Annotated in this window: 18 protein-coding genes; 9 read left to right on the top strand and 9 right to left on the bottom strand. The window is 59.5% G+C overall.

Annotation, left to right across the window (positions count from 1 at the left end):
- The first annotated feature begins 20 nt into the window (after positions 1-20).
- The 4 genes from VWZ87_RS00260 to VWZ87_RS00245 all read left to right on the top strand — a co-directional run bounded on the left by VWZ87_RS00260 (position 21) and on the right by VWZ87_RS00245 (position 3,164).
- The gene (locus tag VWZ87_RS00260) at positions 21-1,214 is read left to right on the top strand and encodes an acyl-CoA dehydrogenase family protein (protein WP_416535438.1); all 1,194 of its coding nucleotides are present in this window, start codon (positions 21-23) and stop codon (positions 1,212-1,214) included.
- 38 nt (positions 1,215-1,252) lie between these two features.
- Complete coding sequence (locus VWZ87_RS00255; protein WP_416547676.1) at positions 1,253-1,837, top strand: hypothetical protein; 585 nt, start codon at positions 1,253-1,255, stop codon at positions 1,835-1,837.
- Entirely contained in the window at positions 1,834-2,520 is a 687-nt protein-coding gene (locus tag VWZ87_RS00250) for a M23 family metallopeptidase (protein ID WP_416535437.1), read from the top strand. The genes VWZ87_RS00255 and VWZ87_RS00250 overlap by 4 nt, the downstream gene beginning before the upstream one ends.
- Before the next feature lie 86 nt (positions 2,521-2,606).
- Positions 2,607-3,164 (top strand): gamma-glutamylcyclotransferase, encoded by a 558-nt coding sequence (locus VWZ87_RS00245; protein ID WP_340547628.1) that lies wholly within the window; start codon positions 2,607-2,609, stop codon positions 3,162-3,164.
- On the opposite strand, the gene VWZ87_RS00240 is transcribed toward VWZ87_RS00245, so the two are convergent.
- From VWZ87_RS00240 to tsaA, 5 genes are all read right to left on the bottom strand, one after another.
- Positions 3,161-4,660, bottom strand: a complete 1,500-nt coding sequence (locus VWZ87_RS00240; RefSeq protein WP_416535436.1) for an ABC transporter ATP-binding protein — start codon at positions 4,658-4,660, stop codon at positions 3,161-3,163. The genes VWZ87_RS00245 and VWZ87_RS00240 overlap by 4 nt on opposite strands.
- Positions 4,657-5,466 carry an ABC transporter permease gene (locus VWZ87_RS00235; RefSeq protein WP_416535435.1) on the bottom strand — a complete coding sequence of 270 codons (810 nt, stop codon included), beginning with the start codon at positions 5,464-5,466 and terminating at the stop codon, positions 4,657-4,659. Before VWZ87_RS00235 ends, VWZ87_RS00240 begins: the two co-directional genes overlap by 4 nt.
- The gene (locus VWZ87_RS00230; RefSeq protein WP_416535434.1) at positions 5,467-6,507 is read right to left on the bottom strand and encodes an ABC transporter permease; all 1,041 of its coding nucleotides are present in this window, start codon (positions 6,505-6,507) and stop codon (positions 5,467-5,469) included.
- Between the two features lie 4 nt (positions 6,508-6,511).
- A complete protein-coding gene (locus VWZ87_RS00225; protein WP_416535433.1) occupies positions 6,512-7,942 on the bottom strand; it encodes an ABC transporter substrate-binding protein in 1,431 nt (476 codons plus the stop codon).
- A 207-nt stretch (positions 7,943-8,149) separates the two neighbouring features.
- A complete protein-coding gene (gene tsaA, locus VWZ87_RS00220; RefSeq protein WP_416535432.1) occupies positions 8,150-8,608 on the bottom strand; it encodes a tRNA (N6-threonylcarbamoyladenosine(37)-N6)-methyltransferase TrmO in 459 nt (152 codons plus the stop codon).
- A 297-nt stretch (positions 8,609-8,905) separates the two neighbouring features.
- Between tsaA and VWZ87_RS00215 the strand changes: the two genes are divergently transcribed.
- From VWZ87_RS00215 to VWZ87_RS00200, 4 genes are all read left to right on the top strand, one after another.
- Entirely contained in the window at positions 8,906-10,363 is a 1,458-nt protein-coding gene (locus tag VWZ87_RS00215; RefSeq protein ID WP_416535431.1) for an SLC13 family permease, read from the top strand.
- Between the two features lie 265 nt (positions 10,364-10,628).
- Complete coding sequence (locus VWZ87_RS00210) at positions 10,629-11,822, top strand: vanadium-dependent haloperoxidase (protein ID WP_416535430.1); 1,194 nt, start codon at positions 10,629-10,631, stop codon at positions 11,820-11,822.
- A 48-nt stretch (positions 11,823-11,870) separates the two neighbouring features.
- Positions 11,871-12,974 carry a hypothetical protein gene (locus VWZ87_RS00205; protein ID WP_416536897.1) on the top strand — a complete coding sequence of 368 codons (1,104 nt, stop codon included), beginning with the start codon at positions 11,871-11,873 and terminating at the stop codon, positions 12,972-12,974.
- A gap of 6 nt (positions 12,975-12,980) precedes the next feature.
- The gene (locus tag VWZ87_RS00200) at positions 12,981-13,421 is read left to right on the top strand and encodes a hypothetical protein (RefSeq protein ID WP_416535428.1); all 441 of its coding nucleotides are present in this window, start codon (positions 12,981-12,983) and stop codon (positions 13,419-13,421) included.
- 59 nt (positions 13,422-13,480) lie between these two features.
- Here VWZ87_RS00200 and VWZ87_RS00195 read toward each other — a convergent pair whose 3' ends face one another.
- Both VWZ87_RS00195 and paaZ read right to left on the bottom strand, forming a co-directional pair.
- Positions 13,481-14,062: a flavoprotein gene (locus VWZ87_RS00195; protein WP_340547617.1), complete on the bottom strand. Its 582-nt coding sequence runs from the start codon at positions 14,060-14,062 to the stop codon at positions 13,481-13,483.
- Positions 14,063-14,093: 31 nt separating this feature from the next.
- Positions 14,094-16,217, bottom strand: coding sequence for a phenylacetic acid degradation bifunctional protein PaaZ (gene paaZ / locus VWZ87_RS00190; RefSeq protein WP_416535427.1), 2,124 nt, complete (start codon positions 16,215-16,217; stop codon positions 14,094-14,096).
- A 330-nt stretch (positions 16,218-16,547) separates the two neighbouring features.
- On the opposite strand from paaZ, the gene VWZ87_RS00185 reads away from it, so the two are divergent.
- Positions 16,548-17,657: an NAD-dependent epimerase/dehydratase family protein gene (locus tag VWZ87_RS00185; protein WP_416535426.1), complete on the top strand. Its 1,110-nt coding sequence runs from the start codon at positions 16,548-16,550 to the stop codon at positions 17,655-17,657.
- Between the two features lie 6 nt (positions 17,658-17,663).
- On the opposite strand, the gene VWZ87_RS00180 is transcribed toward VWZ87_RS00185, so the two are convergent.
- Positions 17,664-18,905, bottom strand: coding sequence for a lytic murein transglycosylase (locus tag VWZ87_RS00180; protein ID WP_416535425.1), 1,242 nt, complete (start codon positions 18,903-18,905; stop codon positions 17,664-17,666).
- A 94-nt stretch (positions 18,906-18,999) separates the two neighbouring features.
- Entirely contained in the window at positions 19,000-19,473 is a 474-nt protein-coding gene (locus VWZ87_RS00175) for an Lrp/AsnC family transcriptional regulator (protein ID WP_340547613.1), read from the bottom strand.
- Between the last annotated feature and the right edge of the window lie 64 nt (positions 19,474-19,537).

Genomic DNA, 19,537 nt, shown 5'->3' with positions numbered 1-19,537 from the left:
CCTGTATTGAGGACGATGATATGAATTTGGAATGGACAGCCGAACAGCAGCAGACCCGAACTGCCTTTGCCGCGATCGGCAAAATGGCCGACCGGGACGAACTGCACCTTGGCCGCCGTGCGTTTGACCAGCGGACCTGGGATCGGCTGACCGCCGCAGGTCTGTGGCGGATGATCGTACCACGCGAATATGGTGGCGATGGCCGGGACTGGTGGGGCTTCACCGCTGCGTTGGAGGGGCTTGCCGCCACTCTGCGCACCCCTGGCATGTTGCTTTCGGTGATCGCCCAGGCAGGCATGGTCCGGGCGCTCGATCTTTACGGCAGCGACAGCCAGAAGCGCGAATATCTGGGCCGTATCCTCAATGGAGAGCTGAGCGCTACCGCGATTGCTGATCCGGATACTGGCACCGATGTACGTGCGACTTCCTCCTTGCTGACCCCCGGCCCGAATGAGACATTCCGTCTGAGTGGGGCAAAATACAATATCGCACATGCGCCGGTCGCAAGTTTCATTCTTGTGGTCTGCAAGCTGAGTGATCACGGCCGTGAAGGTATCTCATTGGTCCTGCTGGATGCCGACAGCCCCGGCCTCAAAATTGGCGCACAGGATCGCAAGCTTGGCAATCTGGACCTGCCGACCGGTCAGATGACTTTTGACGATGTTCCGCTGCACTACGGCCATCTTCTGGGAGAACCGGGAGCCGGGCTTCGCAATCTGGTCAATATCGTCTCGATGGGGCGCCTCTACTACGGGTTGGTGGCGGCCTGGCTCATCGAACCAATGCTTGCCGAAGCCTTTGATTTCTCTAAGAAACGCAAGACCTTCGACGTGCCGATTATCGAACATCAATACATCCAGAAGAAGCTGACGGATATCCGTATCGGCACGGAAAGTGCAAAATGGGTGTCCTACGCCGCCCTGCACCAGCTGCTGAGCGGTGCGCCTGAGGCCGCGATGACCTGCTCGATCTCGAAACTGGTCGGTGCAGATACGATCGTGGAAGGCGCAATGGAGTTGATGAAGCTCTATGGCAGCAAAGGCTACCACGAGGGCCAGGTGACCACATTCCTGCGGGACGCACTGGCCTTTTGCAGCGTTGGCGGCACCGAGGAAATGCACCGTCGCAACATATTTGGCCAGATGACGCGGCTGCATGCAAAAGCCCGGAAAGTCGCAGAGGCTGCGACGTCGAAAACTCTAGAGCCCGCATAGCTGCGGGTGACTATTCAATGCACACTACTTGGAGAGAGATGATGCCCTCATCCACCTGCGCGACCGGCCTGCGCGTGTTCCCTTCTGCCGCCCTTGCCCTGGTCCTGATGTCTCTACCAGCCGTAGCGGTTGATAAACCGCAGGAGCAGGCCGTAAACCGCGTCGTCAATACCATTGATTGGGGCGCGGCCAATACCGCGCAAGCGGATGCAAGCAAGAGCGACCAGCGATTGATCGCCGCATTTATCGACACCGCTCCTGCCGGACTGGACGATGTGACCTTGCCCGTCCTTATCCTCGGTACCGATGCAAAGGTTGAACTGCCCGCGTTTCGCGGCCAGGAAAATGCCTATAGCGCCTACTATCGGCTGGATGGCGCCCAGCTCAGTGTGATGGGCGCTCGTACACTTCTGGCAGAGGTTCCGGGCCTGTCATTCAAACATGAGGCCCGTACATATGAGTCCACCGGCGACGGTGCAGATCATATGTTCAGCCGATTTGGCGGTTTCTATACCTTGCGGATCACCTGTGATGCCCCAACCGAAGATGTGCGCTGTATTGAACCCGGTTATCTCGCCGAACTGGCGCAGACCGTCACTGTTGTGAAGGGGGCGGTACAATGATGCTTCGCGCAAATAGGCTGGCGGCTGCCGCCTTCGCCATTGCAATGCTTGCCGCCGTTTCACAGGCACAGGCGGACGATCGGTTCAAGGCGCCGGGCGACCTGATCAAGGATACCGGGGTTGGCCTGTCAATTGGTGCCGTTCTTTATCCAGAGATGCGTTTCCCGCTGGAGGATGGCCCGGCCTATGCCAACTCCCATGTCTACGCACCCGGTGGTTTCAAGGGCAACGGCGGAAGCCAGTGCGACACTGTCAACTACAGCTATCCCTGGCGCGACAATTTCTGTGAACTGCGCCGGTCAAATCTGCCGGTCTGTGCGTCAGGCGGTCATCAGGGCCAGGACATTCGTCCTGCCAGCTGTCAGGCCGACACCCATTGGGCTGTTGCGGTTGAAGATGGTGTGATCGCCCATGTCGGGCGGTTTGCCCTGACCCTGCAAACCCCATCCGGCACTCTCTATCGCTATGTCCACATGAATATGGACGATCTTGCCGTGGCCCCGCTGGACAAAGTTTCCAAGGGGGATCGCCTTGGAAAAGTGTCGAATGCCTGGATTTCGGATCTGCCGATCCACCTGCATTTTGACGTCAAGGACACCGTAAAGATCGGCGATGAAACGCGTTCAGTCTTTGTCCCCCCTTACAGCAGTCTGGTGACCTCGTATCGCCAACTGACAGACTGATCTGCCTGGCGGAAGAGGGGGCCCCTGACCTCTTCCGCCGTTTCCAATTCGGGGGTTTCAGCGCGACCGCTTCAAGGAATAAGAAAATGTCCGATACACTTTGGGTCTTTGCCTATGGATCGCTGATCTGGGACCCCGGATTTGAACCTGCCGAGCAACTGCCGGCACAGCTGGCCGGATATCAAAGACGGTTCTGCCTGAACTCTCTGAGATATCGCGGGACTTTTGCACGACCGGGTCTGGTCCTAGCATTGGACGCCGCGGATGATGCGATCTGCAACGGCGTTGCTCTCGCTGTGCAATCCGGCCAGGAAACCGAGGTTCTGAAGGACCTTCGCGCACGTGAGCTGTTCAACCCCGCGTATCGCGAGATTACGGCCCCGCTGACACTCGTCGACGGCCGCGTGGTTGAAGCGCTCACCTATGTCGTCAATCGTGACCACGAGCAATATGACAATCACAGCCTGGCCCGCCAGGCCGAAATCATTGCTCAGGCAGCCGGGGAACGCGGCCCCAACTGCGACTACCTGTGGAACACTGCCGATCATTTGCGCGCGCTTGGTATTGCCGATGAACACCTCGACTGGCTGTCAGCCGAGGTCAAAACCCTGCAAGCACAGGGCACAGGCAGCCACCTGCCCTAAGCCACCGCTCCCATAGGGCTGAGCCGCAGCTGACCGTCCGATAGAAACCGAATGTCGTGACCTAGGGCTGCTGCCACCTTGGGATCATGCGTAAACACGACCAGCGCAAGCCTTTCGGTCACCATCAGACTTCGAAACAGGCGCAGGATAGTGTCGCGGCTACCGCTGTCCAAGGAGGCAGTGGGTTCATCGGCAATCAGACAGAGCGGCCGCGCCAAAAGCGCGCGTGCAATGACCAGGCGCTGTGCCTCACCTCCGGACAAATCCGCTGCGCGCTGCGACAGAAATCGATCGCTGTGCGGAAGGCCGACCTTATCGAGCAGAGCCTGCACATCGTACCGGTCGCCAACTGGTCTGGTCCGCAGATAGAGCCGGACGGCGTCTTGCATGACCTGATCAACAGTCATGTGGCGGGCCAGCGCCCGATGGGGATGCTGCGACACCAACGCCAGTTCACACATCCGGCACGCTCTGGGCTGCGCGGCGTTTGCCTCGCGCCACATGACGCGACCCGCCTGCAGCGGCTCATAGCCAGAAATCAGACGCGCCAATGTGGATTTGCCACAACCGCTCGGACCTGAGACAGCCAGACAATGACCCGGTCTGACCAGAGTAGAGATGCCGCGCAACAGAGGCGTTCCGTTGCGCCAGTAGGACAGGTCCTGCACGACCAAGCCTGATGGATCCGCTGGAAGCGCCTGAGGACGTGGGACCAACGGAGCAACTCCTCGACCCTCAGGCCGTCGTGGAACAGAGGCCAGATTACGCCGCCCTCCGCCGACCTTGGATCCAATAATCACCCTGTCCTGATCACGCAATTTGCCATTTTGCAGCGTCACCGTCCGGTCTGCCATTCTGTCGGCCAGATACAGGTCATGGGTTATGAGCAATTGGCTTCGTCGCGGTCTGCCCTGCTCCAGCGCGGCTACGGCCAACCCCAGATTGCCATGATCCAAGGCCGCTGTAGGCTCATCGAGGATCAGAACCGATGGATCGCGAGCCAGCGCAAGCACTGTCAGCACGCGCTGAATCTCTCCGCCGCTGAGATTGGCCGGATAACGATGTAAGAGACGCTGAGGAATATTGAAGCGCTTACAAAACCTTATCGCCAGCGATCTCCGATCGCGAGAACGCGGCAGCAGCTCCGCAACATGTTGCAAAACTGTCTGATGAGGGTTCAGCGCGTCAGACAGCGCCTGCACAATGAGGCCTATGTCTGTCTGGCGCAGCCGACGCCGCTCGGCCACCGTCGCCCGCAGCATATCGACGCCCAGGACTTCAGCCCGTCCCGACCAACGAAATCCGTTGCTGTTGCGGACGGCCTGCTCGACGTGACACCCGGGAAGGATCCCCACCAGCAGCCGCGCCAGACAGGTCTTGCCGCTGCCAGAAGCCCCCAGAAGCGCAAGCGTACGTCCGCGTGGCACCTCAAAAGAGACACCCTTGAGGATTTCCCGACCATCGTGCCAGAGGCAGAGATTTTCGACCCGTATCACAAGGAAAACTCCGGCACAGCAGCGGAGCGTAGACTCCGGTCGCCCATGGTCAGCGTGACATGCAGCAGCAGCGACAGGAGTGCGGCCGGCGGCAACAGAAGCCAGACCCAGGCGCCACTATAAAGTTGGTCCATAGCCGATTGCATCATGCTGCCCCAGGTTAACAATCGCGGATCCGTGAGACCGAGGAACGCCAACCCGGACGATTTTAGTGCCGCCTGCCTTATGTTCTGGACCATCAATACCCCGCATAAGGGACGCAGCGCGGCAAACAGATGCCAGCGCCAGCAATAGAGCCACCCTGCCCCCATAGCGCGCGCATATTGAATGTTCTCGCGCTGTCCCTCCCGGCGCAAGACCGCAGCGGCAACACGCACGTCATCGCTCCAGCCCGTTATAACCAAAAGCAAAAAAAGAGATAAAAACCCAGGGTTTATCAAGGCTGCGAAGAGCAGAAGAACCAGCATTGTCGGCACGACCTGCACCGCATCAACGATCCGTAGCACCATTCCAGACAGAAACGGCCCGGAAAACACCACAAGGCTTGCTGCACCAATCGCAAGAGTGGAGGTAGCCATGGCTGTCGCCACAGCTAGAACGAGAGTCGTTGGTGTGGCGAGTATCAGCCCGGTCAGTACATCCTGCCCGAGCTCGTTCGTACCCAGCCAATGCGCTGATCCGGGCGCAATCAGAACATCACGGCTGCTGCGATAATCAAGAAGTCCTGCCTGCCCAGCAAACCAGAGGCCAAGGCAAACCACCATGACGCTGGCGGGTAACCACCATTGCCGAAGGACCAACGGCATTCAGCCACGCCTCGCGAGATGGATCACCAGACCATCGACAATCCAATTCGCCAGAAGCACGAAAGCCGCCATGAAAACGACTGCGCCCTGCAGCAGATCATAGTCACGGTCCAGAATCGCACTGTAGATGAGATAACCTGTACCGGGATAGGAGAAGACGATTTCCACAAAAAACACAGCTGTGATCAACCCGGTCAGCGTGTCGCCCAACCGTGAGAGACACGCAGGTATCAGGCTGAGGCCAATATAGGCCCATCTCAGCCTCCATGGTGAAATGCCCCGCGCACGCGCATTCAGCACGAAATCCCGTTGCGCCAGCGTCAGCGTTTCGGCCCGCGCTAAGAAATAGAACCGCGCCAGTTCATGCAGGGCCAGCGCAAGCGTCGGAAGGATGGCGTGGCGCATAATGTCCAGAGCGTGGCCCACAGGTCCGGCAGCAGGAAGCAGCGGCTCTGCCCCGGCGGTTGGCAGAACCGGCCAGAGGATGCCAAAGGCCAGGAGGAGCAGGACTGCACCGGTGAACGGCGGCAGGCTCGCCAATAACGTGACCACCGGTGTGACCCACCGATCGACAGTACCACCCGGCAACCGACCCGCTTCGATCCCCGTCAGGACGCCCCCGATAACGAAGATCGGAGTTGCTCCGAGGATCAGCAATCCGGTCCAGGGCAGTGCCGTGAGCAGAAGTTGCAGAACCGGAGCCGCATGGGGAATTGAGTAGCCCAGATCACCAGCCCAAAGGCCCTTTGCATAACGCCAGACCTGGGAGGCGATATCTCCGGTCAGGCCCATACGACCCTGCAACCGGTCCAGTTCGCCCGACCCAAGACCGCGTGCCAGATCCGTTGACAGCATGACCTCCAGCGTATCGCCGGGCAACATCCGCGTCAGGATCGCGCATAATATCAAGACAACGCAGAAAATCAGAAATCGCAGCAGAAGCCCGCTCAGAAGCCGCGTGATTATTCCAGCGGCCGACGGTCCGGCATCCAACGACTCTGCCGGTGCCAACTCCAGCGGCGTGGAAAAGACATTGGCCACCTGATCACTCCAGGAATATGGACTTATGTAAAGCCGACGGAACCCCGATTGCCACACCGCCGGGCATGAATGGCGCAGACAGTTTGTCGTTAAAAACAGTTGCCATCAGCGGGTTCACCAGCATGTAAGAGGGAAGATTATCGGCGTAGAGTTGCTGGAACTTAGCCAGCACTTCGCGGCGTTCATCCTGACTCTGTGCTACGGCTTGCGCCTTGATCAATGCCGCCATTTCAGGATCCGCCGCAAAGCGGTCGCTGTTCCAGCCCCGACCAAAGACGCGGCGCTTGATATTGCCCGGATCTCCCAGCGTACTGGACGAGAACACCGTCAGGTCATAGTCCCCGTCAGCAACGAGGCTGTGCAAAGAGGCAACCTCCATAACCCGCAAATCGACTGAAAACCCAAAAGCTTCCAGCTGTTCGGCAATCACTCTGGCCGGTTTCACCTCGCGCCCATCAGTGATCAGTCGCAGGCGAATTTCATCCCCCTGAGCCAGCCACCTGCCTGCACCGTTACGGATCCATCCCGCCGCCGTCAGCATCTTGCGGGCCAGAGCCGGATCATAGGTGTAGGCAGCGGTGGTCTCATCGCTGTGCCATCTGGAGCCGGATTGGAAGTATCCCGTATCAGCAAGTTCCGCGCCGCCCGGATATGCGATGGCGAGCAGCGCGTTACGGTCAAGCGCATAGGCAATCGCCTGACGCAGGTCCTTGGATGCCAACCGGCCGCGATGATTGAAACCCAGCCGCAGCACATGATGGCTGGGGGCTGTTGCGACATGGAAGCCAGCAGTTGTCGCCTCGTCGACCCTCTCGGGAGGCAGGTATGAGATCACGTCAACTTCACCGGCACCCATCGCCTGCAGCGCGGCATCTGGCCCCATTCGGACGATCCGGATCTGCGAAAACCGGGGCTTACCAAGAGGATGCTCTTCGGTCGCCTCAAGCAGGTAACGCCCCTGCGCCTTGTCATAACCTGTCAGGCGATAGGGGCCGCTTCCGATCGCAGCCTCTGGCGCTGCAAATCGGAAAGGATCCGCGACGCCTTCATAGACATGCTTGGGCAGGATCGGCACTGCGGAAAACAGGCCCTCAATCAGACCGTATTCTGCGCGTTTGACGTGCACCCTCAGGTCGTGCGGTCCGCTAACGTCGACCCGGTCAACGGATTTGACCGATCCAAATATATAAGGATGTTCAGCCATATAGCGGAAAGTAAACGCAACATCCTCAGCTGTGACCGTGGTGCCATCGTGCCATGCCGCGTCCCGCTGGAGGTCGAAATGATAGCTTAATCCATCTTCGGATCGGCTCCAGGCTCTGGCGAGGCCCGGAGCCGGATTTCCGTCCGTGTCTTGCCCGATCAGCGTATCGAAGATGTAACTGGTATAGAGATAGCCGATGCCATTTTTGCGATGAACATAAGGCGCCAGCATACCGCGATCACCTTTACTGTCAGTGATGACCAGGTGCCCAAGCCGCTCCGGCTCCGCGGCCTTCAGCTCTCCCGCGACAAGGGTAGACCAACATGCGAGCGCGAGCCCGATCGCGGCAATACGAGCAGGGCAACGATGGCGTACAATTCGGTAGACTGAAAACATGGCATCACTTTCTTCGTTACCGAAACACTCGCAGGAGGGGCGCTACCAGCCGATGGTCGCGTCTGGGCGGGCATCTTCTTCGGGAACAACAGGTTTCAGGTCGATAACCGGGGTTCCGTCGATGCAGTCCAGTCCGCTGATCGTCAGCACGCCATCGGACTGATCCAGAAGTTGCACCGCGCTCAATCCAATGGGATTTGGCCGGTTTGGCGCGCGACTGGCAAAGATCCCCCTTGCGACCTGACTGCCTCGCGCCTGGCGTACCAAAGCGCTGCGGTCGGACTTATGCAGCCAGTAGAGAACCCAAAGATGAGAGGCGAGCTCGATGTTATGCAATGCAGCCTGATACTCGGGCGCCACTTCAATCCGGCTGGTTGCCGGGTTGCGACGTCCTGACATCGGGCATTCTTTGACCTCTGCAAATCCAGTGCGGATCACACCGATCGGTCTGATTTGAAACGTGTCGGATGGCACAGTCAGTAATTGCATCACATCAGTCATGGCGTCTCGCAATCGGTCTTGGGGAGGGAAAGGGCTGGCGGACCTGAAAGCACAGGTCTGGGCGGGCCACCGTCGAACGGTTTCTTTCTGATATGACGCAGTCCGGGCATCGTAAAATCGAAAGACCGGATGCGTGACCTCCATTTTTCTGAGGGCACGCTCTAGTTGTTGTGGAACCTTAAGGTCAGCGGAGCCTTTGGAATTCATGAGACCCCGTCTCCGATAAAACGATTGGCTTCGCACCCTGATCCGGCGGCATATCGTGTCCTGATAAGCGACCAGAGGACCCTCAGACGCATGACCGATCAAAGCCACCCCGCAGCCCCGAAATCCACACCGCCAATGCCGCCGACAAGCCACACGCTACCGCAGCTGCTTCGTACGGGGCGATCACTGTGGACATTGCTGCTGATCTTCGCCTGTGCCGGACTCGCGGCGCTCGCGACCTGGGTCCACCTCGCCCCGGACCTGGCCATCGTCGCGGCACTCGCGGTGAGCGCAATCGGTTTGTGGGCGACTGGCCTCGTCCCTGAATATTGGACCGCTCTGGCGTTCTTTCTCGTCGCCGTCGTATTGGGAGTTGCTGCACCTGAGACGATATTCTCGGGCTTTCACTCTTCTACGTTCTGGTTGCTATTCAGTGGCCTGGTCCTCGGTGCCGCGATCAAGCACACGGCCCTCGACAAGCGGGCCGCCAGCGTGCTGGCCCTGTTGCCCCTGCGCAGCTATGGCGGCCTGCTGAGTGGCATTGTCGTCTTCTCGGTCGCGCTGGCCTTTGTCATGCCATCCTCGATTGGGCGGATCATGATCCTTCTTCCGATAATCTCCGCCTTGGCTGAGCGCGTCGGTTTTGGTCCGGCATCAAATGGCCGGACCGGGATGCTGGCGGTTGCTACATTCGGCACCTTTGCTCCGGCCTTCACCATCCTGCCTGCAAATGCTCCGAACATGATCCTCGTCGGGATGGCGGAAACCATTTACGGACTCAATATCTCCTATTTCGATTATCTCCTGCTGCATTTTCCGGTGCTTGGCGTTGTGAAATCGGCAGTCTTGGTCGGGCTTGCGCTGATGATGTTCCCCGATCGGATACCGCCCCATAGCGTCGCGGCGACAACCACATCTGAACCATTCAGTCGGCAGGAGCGGGCGCTGAGCCTGGTACTGGCGCTTTGCCTGTTGCTGTGGCTCACGGACCAGATCCATATGGTGTCACCCGCATGGGTGGGTATGGCAGCTGCACTGATCTGCCTGCTGCCTGGCGCGAATCTCACACGCAAGGGGTGCATCAACACCGATCTGAGCTATGGGGCCTTGCTGTTTGTCGCCGGCATCATGGGGCTGGGCGCCGTCATTTCGTCGGCGGGGCTGGGCGAAGCCGTGGTTGGTGCGGTCACTGGAACGGTTGCCTTTGCCGCGGATTGGCCGGTCTGGAACACATCTATCCTGATCGGGCTGTCGACACTGGTCGCGATGATTACCAATCTGCCCGGTGTCCCGGCCGTAATGACTCCGCTCGCCGGTGAGCTGTCAGAAGCCACCGGCCTGCCGTTGGAAACCGTTCTGATGACGCAGGTTGTGGCTTTCTCAAATGTCTTCCTACCCTTTCAGGCGCCGCCGCTGGTCGCTGCCATTCAGGCCGGAAACCTTCCAGCCAAAGCAATAATCCGTCTTTGTCTCAGCCTGTTCTTCATCAGCCTTCTGCTGCTTGCCCCGCTGGATCTTCTGTGGTGGCACCTATTGGGCATGCTCTGAGTTGCTGGCCATCTGACCGCGTAGAAGGCGCCCCCTGAAGAAAACCTGAGGGGCGCCTTCGGGACTTTCGATTTGTACGAGCGGCCAAAGCATTTCTACCTATAGCTGCACTTATCACGGACGAGGTACTCCGATGTTGACCCTGACCCCTTGGCGCCACCAGTTGCTCTCTCATGCCTCTATCGCAAGTTTGGCAACAGCCGCTCTTTTCTCTGTTAGCGGACCGGCGCAGGCTGAGCTGGCTGCCGATTGGCAAGAAACCGCGATGCGTTTCGTCGTTGAGGAAAAATGGCCCGGCGCGCAGCGCCAGCGCACGCTGGCGCTGCTGCATGCCGCCATGTTTGACGCTGCAAACGCCGTTGATGGCGCATACCATGCCTATGCCTACGACGGTGCGCAGGATCCGACTGCGGACAGACGCGCAGCGGTAACGCAAGCGGCCCTGACCGTAATGCAGCAGCTGATGCCCGAGCGCGCAGCAGATCTGGCAATGGCGGCTGAGACTGTCCTCGCCGAGGTGACAGATGCAACCGCCCGCGCAGCGGGGATCCGGCTCGGTACCGCAGCTGCGCAGGCGGTGTTGGACAAACGCGCCGCCGACGGCGCTGATTTCGCAAACGACTTCACCCCCGGACCAAGCGAAAATGGCATCTATCAGCCTACCTCCGAACGTCCGATGGTTGCTCCGAAAATTCGACACATGCAGCCCTTTGCACTCACCTCCGCAAAGCAGTTTGATGTCCCGCCACCGCCACAGCTCGACAGCATGCAATTCCAGCGTGATCTGGCAGAAGTCGCGCAACTCGGCGGCTCCACCTCGCAAACCGATCCTGATCTTATCGCAATCGCGAAGCTTCACGCCGGGTCTGGATCAGGCGCCTGGAACCAGATCGCCCGTGACAGCAGCCGCGCCTGCGCCCTGCCACTGGTGGAGGAAGCGCGAACCCTGGCCCTGTTGAATATCGCATTGACCGACGCTCTGGTTGCCGGGTTCGATGCCAAATACACCTACCAGTTCTGGCGGCCGGAAACCGCGCTGGCCGCGGTTGGCAACGGGTACGATCATCCGCAGCTCGACACCATGGACGGCTGGACGCCGCTGGTGGCGGCGCCGATGCACCCGGAATACCCCTGTCAGCATTGCACCAGTGGCAGCGCTGCCCAGCAAGTGATGGAAGCGGTATTCGGCGCCGATGAGTTCACCTTTAGCTTTGAAGGCAAGGATGGCTATAGCCGCAGCTATCAAACCTTTGCCCAATTTGCGGAGGAAGAAGCAGAATCGCGGGTCATCGGAGGGGTTCATTATCGACGCTCCAACACGGTCGGCGACATGCTGGGTTATCAGATCGGCAGCTATATCAGCGCTGAGTTTCTGTCACCCGTAGCCTCCGCACAGGCCGTGAGCAGCGGGGGCGGTGCCGATTGCGCCGGTATCCTCTCAACCAAATTGTCGCAATAATCCCTCCCCCGCAGCAAGTAATCTGACTGCTGCGGGGCTACGGCCGCGGTGCTTGATCCGGTCACCGCACGTATCCAGCCAAGGAGCCAGACCATGGCGCAGCCTAATTCTGCACAGATGGCCGCTTTCTTGAGCCTTGGGCTGGCCCTGATCGGCGATCCAGCCATCGCCCATGAACCCTGGCTGCTTACGCCTGACGAAGTTCTCTCGCTTTCTCAAGCGACGGTACCGGACCTGTTTCGCAGTCCGATCCTGCTGATCGGCTTTGCGTGTCTTGCCGCAACCGCCATCTTTGCGATGGTCCTTGCCGGGCAAATCCTGCGCCCATGGGAGGACCGCATCTGTAAGCCCCTGCAGAAATGCAGCGCCGATTGGGGGACCTTATGTCTGCGGATCGGACTGGGAACGACGGTCGGTCTGAACGCGCTTGGAGGTTTGCCGCGCCACGGAACCGAGATGTGGAGCACGCCAACGCTCTTCGTGCCAGATATGCAGTTGGCTCTGATCCCAGGTTGGGACTGGCTGGCCCTGCCTGCACTGATTTCATCGGTCTTTCTGGTGCTCGGTCTCGGCACACGGTTCGCCGCCTTCGGCATCTTATGTCTTGTCGCCCTTGGCAGTCTCCTCTTCTCGCTCGATTTCATCGCCTACTACGGCTTCCATTTCGCCGCCCCCGCGCTGTTGCTGCTGCATTTTGGCGGCGGGTCACTTAGCGTCGATTATTACTTGCCGCCAGGTTTCCCTGCACTTCTTCCCAATGCCCCCGGTTTGGTCTGGTGTCTGGTTCAAGTCACCATGGGCGGAACTTTTGCAACCATTGCCATCCTAGTGAAATTCCTTCAACCGACGCTGCTGATCGCCATACTCGAGCACGGCAACATGTGGTTCTTTGGACTGCCGCTGCCGTTTGTCGCGCTGATCATGATGGCAATCGAGCTGGTCGCCGGTGTGCTGTTGGCGCTGGGGCAGCTCATCCGGCCAATCGCAGTATTCCTGCTGTTCGCCTTCACCTTCTTTGCCGTCAGCCTGGCAGAATCTCCGCTGCTGCACGGCAATCTTTACGGCGTCTTCCTGTTTTTCCTGCTGCACGGTGGGGCGCCTGTCGACCTATTGAGACGGCCGCATCGCCTTGGTGCACCCCAGACGGTATGAGAATAGATGTTGAAATTCGTCTTCAGCGTCAGCATGCTCGCCTCGGCCCCGCTGATTGCCATTTGCGCCGGTCTGCCTCTTGTGGCGATGATCGACGAGCTGCCGACAGCACTCTTCGCCACCCTGCCAGACGATCACCCGCTACCCGAGCTTGATGTTACAGCGAGCTACACGCCAGTCGAGGGCTGGCATCTGAAAATCGAGGTTGAGAATTTCGTGTTTACCGATCTTTGCATCAGCGAGGCCAAGGCTTTGGCCCGCGGCCATGCCCATGTCCATCTGGGCGCTGAGAAGATCGTAACCGCCCACCAGCCTCATATCGTGATCGGGCATCTGCCAAGCGGGACGCATGAGATCACCGTCTCGCTGCGGGCGCAGGACCATCGCGTTCTGGGGCGACCGGGGGGAGGCATGTTTGTCAAAACGCTGTTGATCAAAGCTCCCTGACAGGCACCAAACGGCGCAGCAGGTGCTGCACCGTATCACCTCAGATTACATGCTGCGGGCTAACCCGCCGAAGGCAAACGGCTTTGCAGAATCTGCACCACTTGCTCCGGATCAGGGAGCGAATGATGCCCATGCTGGATCTTTAGCAAGGGATCGTAGTTCTCGCGCCATACCGGCTCAAAAACCTCATAACCGTCCTCGCGCAATTGCATCACGTTCCGGCGGACCGCAGGTTTTTCCCACATGGGGCCACCCATCACAGGAAAGAGCAGAACCGGGAAAGTCGCCGCAAGGACAACGGTGGTCAGCCGGTTCTGCGAGGACCCGTGCGCAATCGCCGAAAGCGTGTTCGCTGTAGTCGGCAGGATGGCGAGAATGTCATGATCCGCTACAATACGTCCCGGCTTGTCTGTCGGCCAGTCCTTCGGGTTATCGCCGCTGATCACCCGATCAAGGAACAGTGCAACCGCGTCCATGTTTACAAATTTCGTCGCTGTCGGAGTGAACAGCGCGGTCAGTTCACAGTCGATCTCATTTTTGATTGCTCGCAGATAGAGCGGCAGCATTGTGGCATCCAGAGAGCCGGTAACGCCAATCAGAATGCGCGGGCGTGACGGGGTGTCGATCTCGGTGTTCGTCATCGAAAATATCCTATCTCAGTTGAATTTCTGATTATTCAGCGGGCTGTGTGACAGACGCCTCTGGCCTATCCGATGTGACAACAGCCACCGCCGCGGTGCCGGTCCTCCCCTGCGGAACCGGCGGCCAGGTCTTCATCACCAGCGTCAGCAGATCAAAGCGCGCCACGACCGCACCGCAGGCATTCAGCACACAGCAATCCCATCGCACATCGCCAAAAGGCGCAGAGGCACGCGGCGTGATCTCCTTGCAGGTCACGCGAACATGCAGGCAGTCGCCAAAATATACCGGCGCATGAAAGCGCAGATTGTCGGAACCAATATTGGCCAAGACCGGGCCCGGTGCCGGATCGACAAGCAGCCCATTCGCAAAGGAAACGACCAGCTGGCCATGCGCCACACGGTCATCAAAAAACGGATGCGCACGCGCGGCCTCCCGGTCCATATGAGCGTAGAAGACATCACCGGTAAAATGGGCAAACTGCTCAACATCCTGTTCGGTGATCTTTCTTGTCTCGGTGATTAGCTGGTCGCCGATGCGCAGTGTTTCCAGTGACTTGCGGAACGGGTGACCATTGCGTCTGGTTTCAGCGCCCTCGACCCAGCGCCCCGTCAACGCCGTCAGCAACTGCGGCGGTGCGTGAATTTCTGTCCGCATCATATAGGCCGCAACTGTGCGGCGAATATCCTCGGCACCGCAGACCTGACTGTGATGCGTAGCGGAAAAGAGACGCGGAACGGTTGGATCGGTTGACAGCTCCAATGCCTGACGCGCCATTTCGCTGCCGCAAATTCTGACCTGGCCTTCTGCGGAGGTCAGACAGGCGGCAGCCTCCTGCGCCAGCGGACTGTCATTGGTAAAGACGGTCGAGAACCGCGAGCAGGGCGCCAGATTGGCCAGGGCAATCGCATCACATAGGCTGTCATAGGCCATCACGGTTGCAACCGGCCCCTGCACAAAGGTCTCGTGGATGACAGAGGACTGGGCAGGCTGGTGACAATGCAGCAGCACTGGTGCGAGAAATGCCCCCCCTTCCGGTGCCGCCGCGAGGATAGGACCGGATACCACATCGGCGGCGCGGCGCAGCTCGGCAAGCGCGTTCTGAGCCGTCTTCAGATGCGCCCGCGACACCAATGGGCCCATCTGCGTAGCGGGGTCATCCGGCTGTCCAATAGCGATCTCGGATAGGGTTTCGACCAAACGCTCCACCACTTCATCCTCGCGGTAGCGCGGCAGCAGAATGCGACGCACCGCGTGACGCCGTTGACCCGCCCGCAGGATCAATTCGCTGCGGATCTCGCGGAGGAAGAACTCAAATTCCGGGCTCCCGGGTGCGACATCACTGCCTAGAATCGCCGCAGACAGACCTGTCTCACAGGATTGAAAGCGTACCAGACCTGCGGCAATCCCTGGGTGCTGTCGCAACTTCCGGGCGACGTCGCGCCCTCCGGCAAAGCTGACCGCATCACCTGCGGCCAGATACTCCAACACCCCGAGGGGCGGACAATAGAGCAACTGCACTGCGCCAGTTGGCAGCGTTTGGCTCTGATGGATCAGTTTTACCAGACGTTCGCTCACACAGGCGGTGGCGGGATCAGGGCAGATGATGCAGGGCACACCGGCGATCAGCGCGGGCGCGATCTGCTCCAGCAGCCCCGATACGGGGCTATCCAACGCGGTGATATGCACGGCAACGCCAGCAAGCGGGGCCAATATCTGTTGTCGGCCGGTTGCGCCGGCCGGTCCGATAGCATCTTCAAGATGCAGCACAGGGGCATTGGGCAGGGATTTCAGCGCCTGACCTGCCAGCGCCGCAAGACGCGCAATGCCAGCGTCGACGTCCAGCAGGCAATCGTGCCGCGTCGCGCCGATCGTCAGGCTCTCACGATATAGCCCTGCGCGGCTGTCGTTCAGAACCCGTGCTAGCGACCGCAGCCGTTGCGCGCGATCGTGGAATCCCATGGCGCGCAGCGCCGGCCCGCCAATCGCACGTGCATAGTCGACCGCCTCTCGCCCGTCATCAGCACTGAAGGACAGGATCGCATTCGGTCGATCGGTCGCAGCATTGGCAAGGCTCAGTGTCTCACCCGGGCGATGCTCCCATTTATCCGCAACCAGACTTTGAAGAAAACGGGGTCGTTCTACATGATCTGTCAAGTCAAAGCCCTCTTGCTGCTGCATCGCGGGAGTTTCCGGCTACCTGACAGCAGGACGCCACATGGCTCATCCGATCTGCATCAGGAAAGTCCGGTCATTCCGTCCTAAGGTCTCAGCCAAAGCCGGTGCCACATCCAATCGAAAGTTTGAAAACAGCGCCTCAGGATTTCTGAGGCAAACCTGGGCAGCCGGCTTGATCAACGGGGTTCCAAAACGCGCCGAGGGGAAGCCTCAGGATTTTCGATGTGCAATTTCGACCGCCCGCTGCCAGCCTGCGCAGGCTTAAACAAGCGCCGCCATAATCTACCTATTAATCCGAGGGAACAGGCAATGACCGGAACCGGAGCCTCTCGATACACGCAGGAGACAACCATCCCCAGCAGGCCGACAGGTCCCCGGCATATTTGTGTCGCAGGCGCCTCCGGTCTTGCAGGCGCGCATATTACCCGCGCAGCCCTTGCACTCGGTTGGCGCGTGACCGGTACACTGCGAGATGCGACGGACAGCTCAAAAACCATTCACCTGATGGCCCTGCCCGGTGCCAAGGAGCGGCTCCGACTAGTCTCAGCAAATACTGCTGATCCTGAGAGTTTTGCCCCCGCGCTTGATGGTGCCGACGCATTGGTGATCGCCTGCCTGCCCTCCATCCGCAAGGCGCCTGATGGGACTGCTGCGGGTGACCTGGATCGGGAAACGGGCCTGGAGCATTGCGTAATACCCGCACAATCAGCCTGTCACAATCTGATCGAAGCAGCACATCTGAGCGGTATTTCCGATATCGTCCTACTGTCGAGCACGGCATCCGCCGAGCCAGAGAACGCGCCCCGGATCAAAAATGAACTGCGACACCACTCCGATTTCGAGCTTCAAATCCAGCAACGGAAATTCATCGCCGCACAGAAAACGGCAATGGAAGTTGCGGCGGCGCGCCTTGCACAGGACCGGGCTTTGCGTCTGATTATCTTGCTGTCAGGTATGATCGTCGGACCCGGTGTTCTGCCCTGCCATGATCAAGGGCATATTCTGGGGCGCCTCCGTCAGATGGCGTTCGGGGCGCATCCTTGGCATCATCAGACGCCAAAGGGGTCCATGTCGCTGATCCATCCCTCCGATCTGGCGGCGCTCTGTCTGGCCGCCCTGCAAAAACCGGGGTCCGAGGGACGTTATTTCGCAGTCGCCAGAAGTTGGCAATGGACCGAAATCTACAGCGAAATCGCCAAATTTGTTCCAGTTGGTGCCTTGCCAACCGCTGTCCCCAAGGGGACAGATCCCGTGCCGCCGACGCAGTTTGACTTCACCAGACGCGACAGTCTTGCAGTGCCACGGCACGGGTTGGCAGCTATGATCGCCAGCTTCTTTCACTGGTTGGATCGTCATGACCATCCAGACTTCGGCAAGGTTACCGCCGACGCGCATCCGACAGGGGCTACCAACCGGTAGCGGCTATCACCGGGCAAGATCAGACCGCATCGCTGAGGTCGGGAAACATGTGGCCCGCCGCCCAGCCGCCTCTTGCCAGCGGCCGATCGAACGACGGGTCTTGAACCCCGCGAGCCCGTCGGCGCCGCCGACGTCATGGCCAAGTCGCTCCAGCCCGCGCTGCATCGCCGCGACGTCAGATCGCAACATGTTGTCGACCTGTCCCCATTGACCTTGGAAATCTCCGACGCCAAACTGAATGCGGTCACCGACATGCCCCACAAAAAGCGCATAGAGGTCGCTCTTGTTGTAGTCTTTCAGCACATAAAAGTTCGGGGTGACCAGAAACGCGGGACCATTCCGCCCGGCGGGCAGCATCAGATAGGCAACGCCGTCTTGTTCATGCTGCGGAAAAGGCCGTCCAGAACTGCGCCGGACACCCAGCTCTTCCCAGTCACGGATGGTTTGCCCCTGATCCGGGCCTTCTAGGGCACATGAAACCGCATCCGGCAGGGAAACCTCAAACCCCCAGTCTCGCGATTTGTCCCAGCCATGGCGCGCCAGATAACCACCGATAGACGCAATTGTATCTGCCTCGGAACGCCAAATATCAGCACGACCATCGCCGTCGCCGTCTTCGGCAAACTTGAGAAAACTGGAAGGCATGAACTGAGGCTGGCCCAATGCGCCAGCCCAGCTGCTCTTCATCACATTGCCCGGCGCATGCCCGGCCTCGGCGATCTGCAGGGCTGCAATCAATTCCTGGCGAAAATAGGGAGCGCGGCGGCTCATGAAGCCCTTGGTGCCCAACACCTCAAACACATTGTGAGGGATCTTCACCTGACCATAGCCGCTCTCGCGCCCCCAGATCGCCAGAATAATCCGCCCCGGTACCCCGGTACGGCGTTCGGTCTGTTGCAGGGCAGCTGCATGTCGCTTCGCCATCCGGCGTCCGACCGATGTCGCACCGTCAACAGAGCCGCGATTGAAGTAGCGCCCCGGCGCGCCAAATTCCGCCTGACGCTGACGACGAGGAGGGTTGGCCTTAGTGCCCGGGGGGACCAGATCCGGCAGATCCCAGTTCAGTTTCACCCCGGAAAACGCAGTATCGAAGGTCGTCCGTCGAACGTCGGCAGCCTGTGCCTCGGGCCATATCTCCTGAAGCAGCCAGCGCTGAAACTGGCCCTCAACCTCTGCGCGATCCAGAGCCGATGCGGCCCCCAAGGGGAGCACGCAACAAAACAGAAAACACAGTAAACGAGCCACCACGCTCAACCCTCCCGCCAATCGCAAAATGAACGCGCAACAGGCTGCCCTATTGCCGTCGGAACTCGTCAGACGCCCGCAGCCGCCAGTGGTCATTTCATCCGGCGGAGACCGGAACTTCAAGGCTGACTTTCTTGCGCCCCATTACAACCGAGGTCCGGAACCGTCGCACATTTGAGTCTTCGAAAAACAATCGTTTGGTCAGTTCTTCAAAGGCCTCCATATCAGATGCGGTGCAAATCAAACAGAAGTCCGCTTCGCCGGTCAGATAGTAGCACTGCTGGACCATCGGTTCGGATCCGGCCCGGCGGGTGAACGCGTCGATCTGATCGAGGCGCTCACGCTCCAGCTCGACCATCACCACAAATGTCATGGGCATACCAACCTTGGCTGGATCGACAAGCGCGATCTCACCGGTGATCACCCTGCGCTCGCGCAGTGATTTCAGCCGCCGCTGAACCGAGGCCGCAGACAACCCTGCCTGAACCGCAAGTGATTCCAGCCCAAGCCGTGTATTGCGCTGCAGGAGTGTCAGCAGGGTCACATCAGCCTTGTCGAGTCTTTCCCCCATACTTGCCCCTCATGATGCAAGAATTTCTCGTAATGTACCCAAATTTGATCGGAATACAGCAACA

The sequence above is a fragment of the Phaeobacter sp. JH20_37 genome (assembly GCF_048056015.1).
Lineage (GTDB): Bacteria > Pseudomonadota > Alphaproteobacteria > Rhodobacterales > Rhodobacteraceae > Phaeobacter > Phaeobacter bryozoorum.
This window is presented reverse-complemented; position numbering and strand designations above follow the sequence as displayed.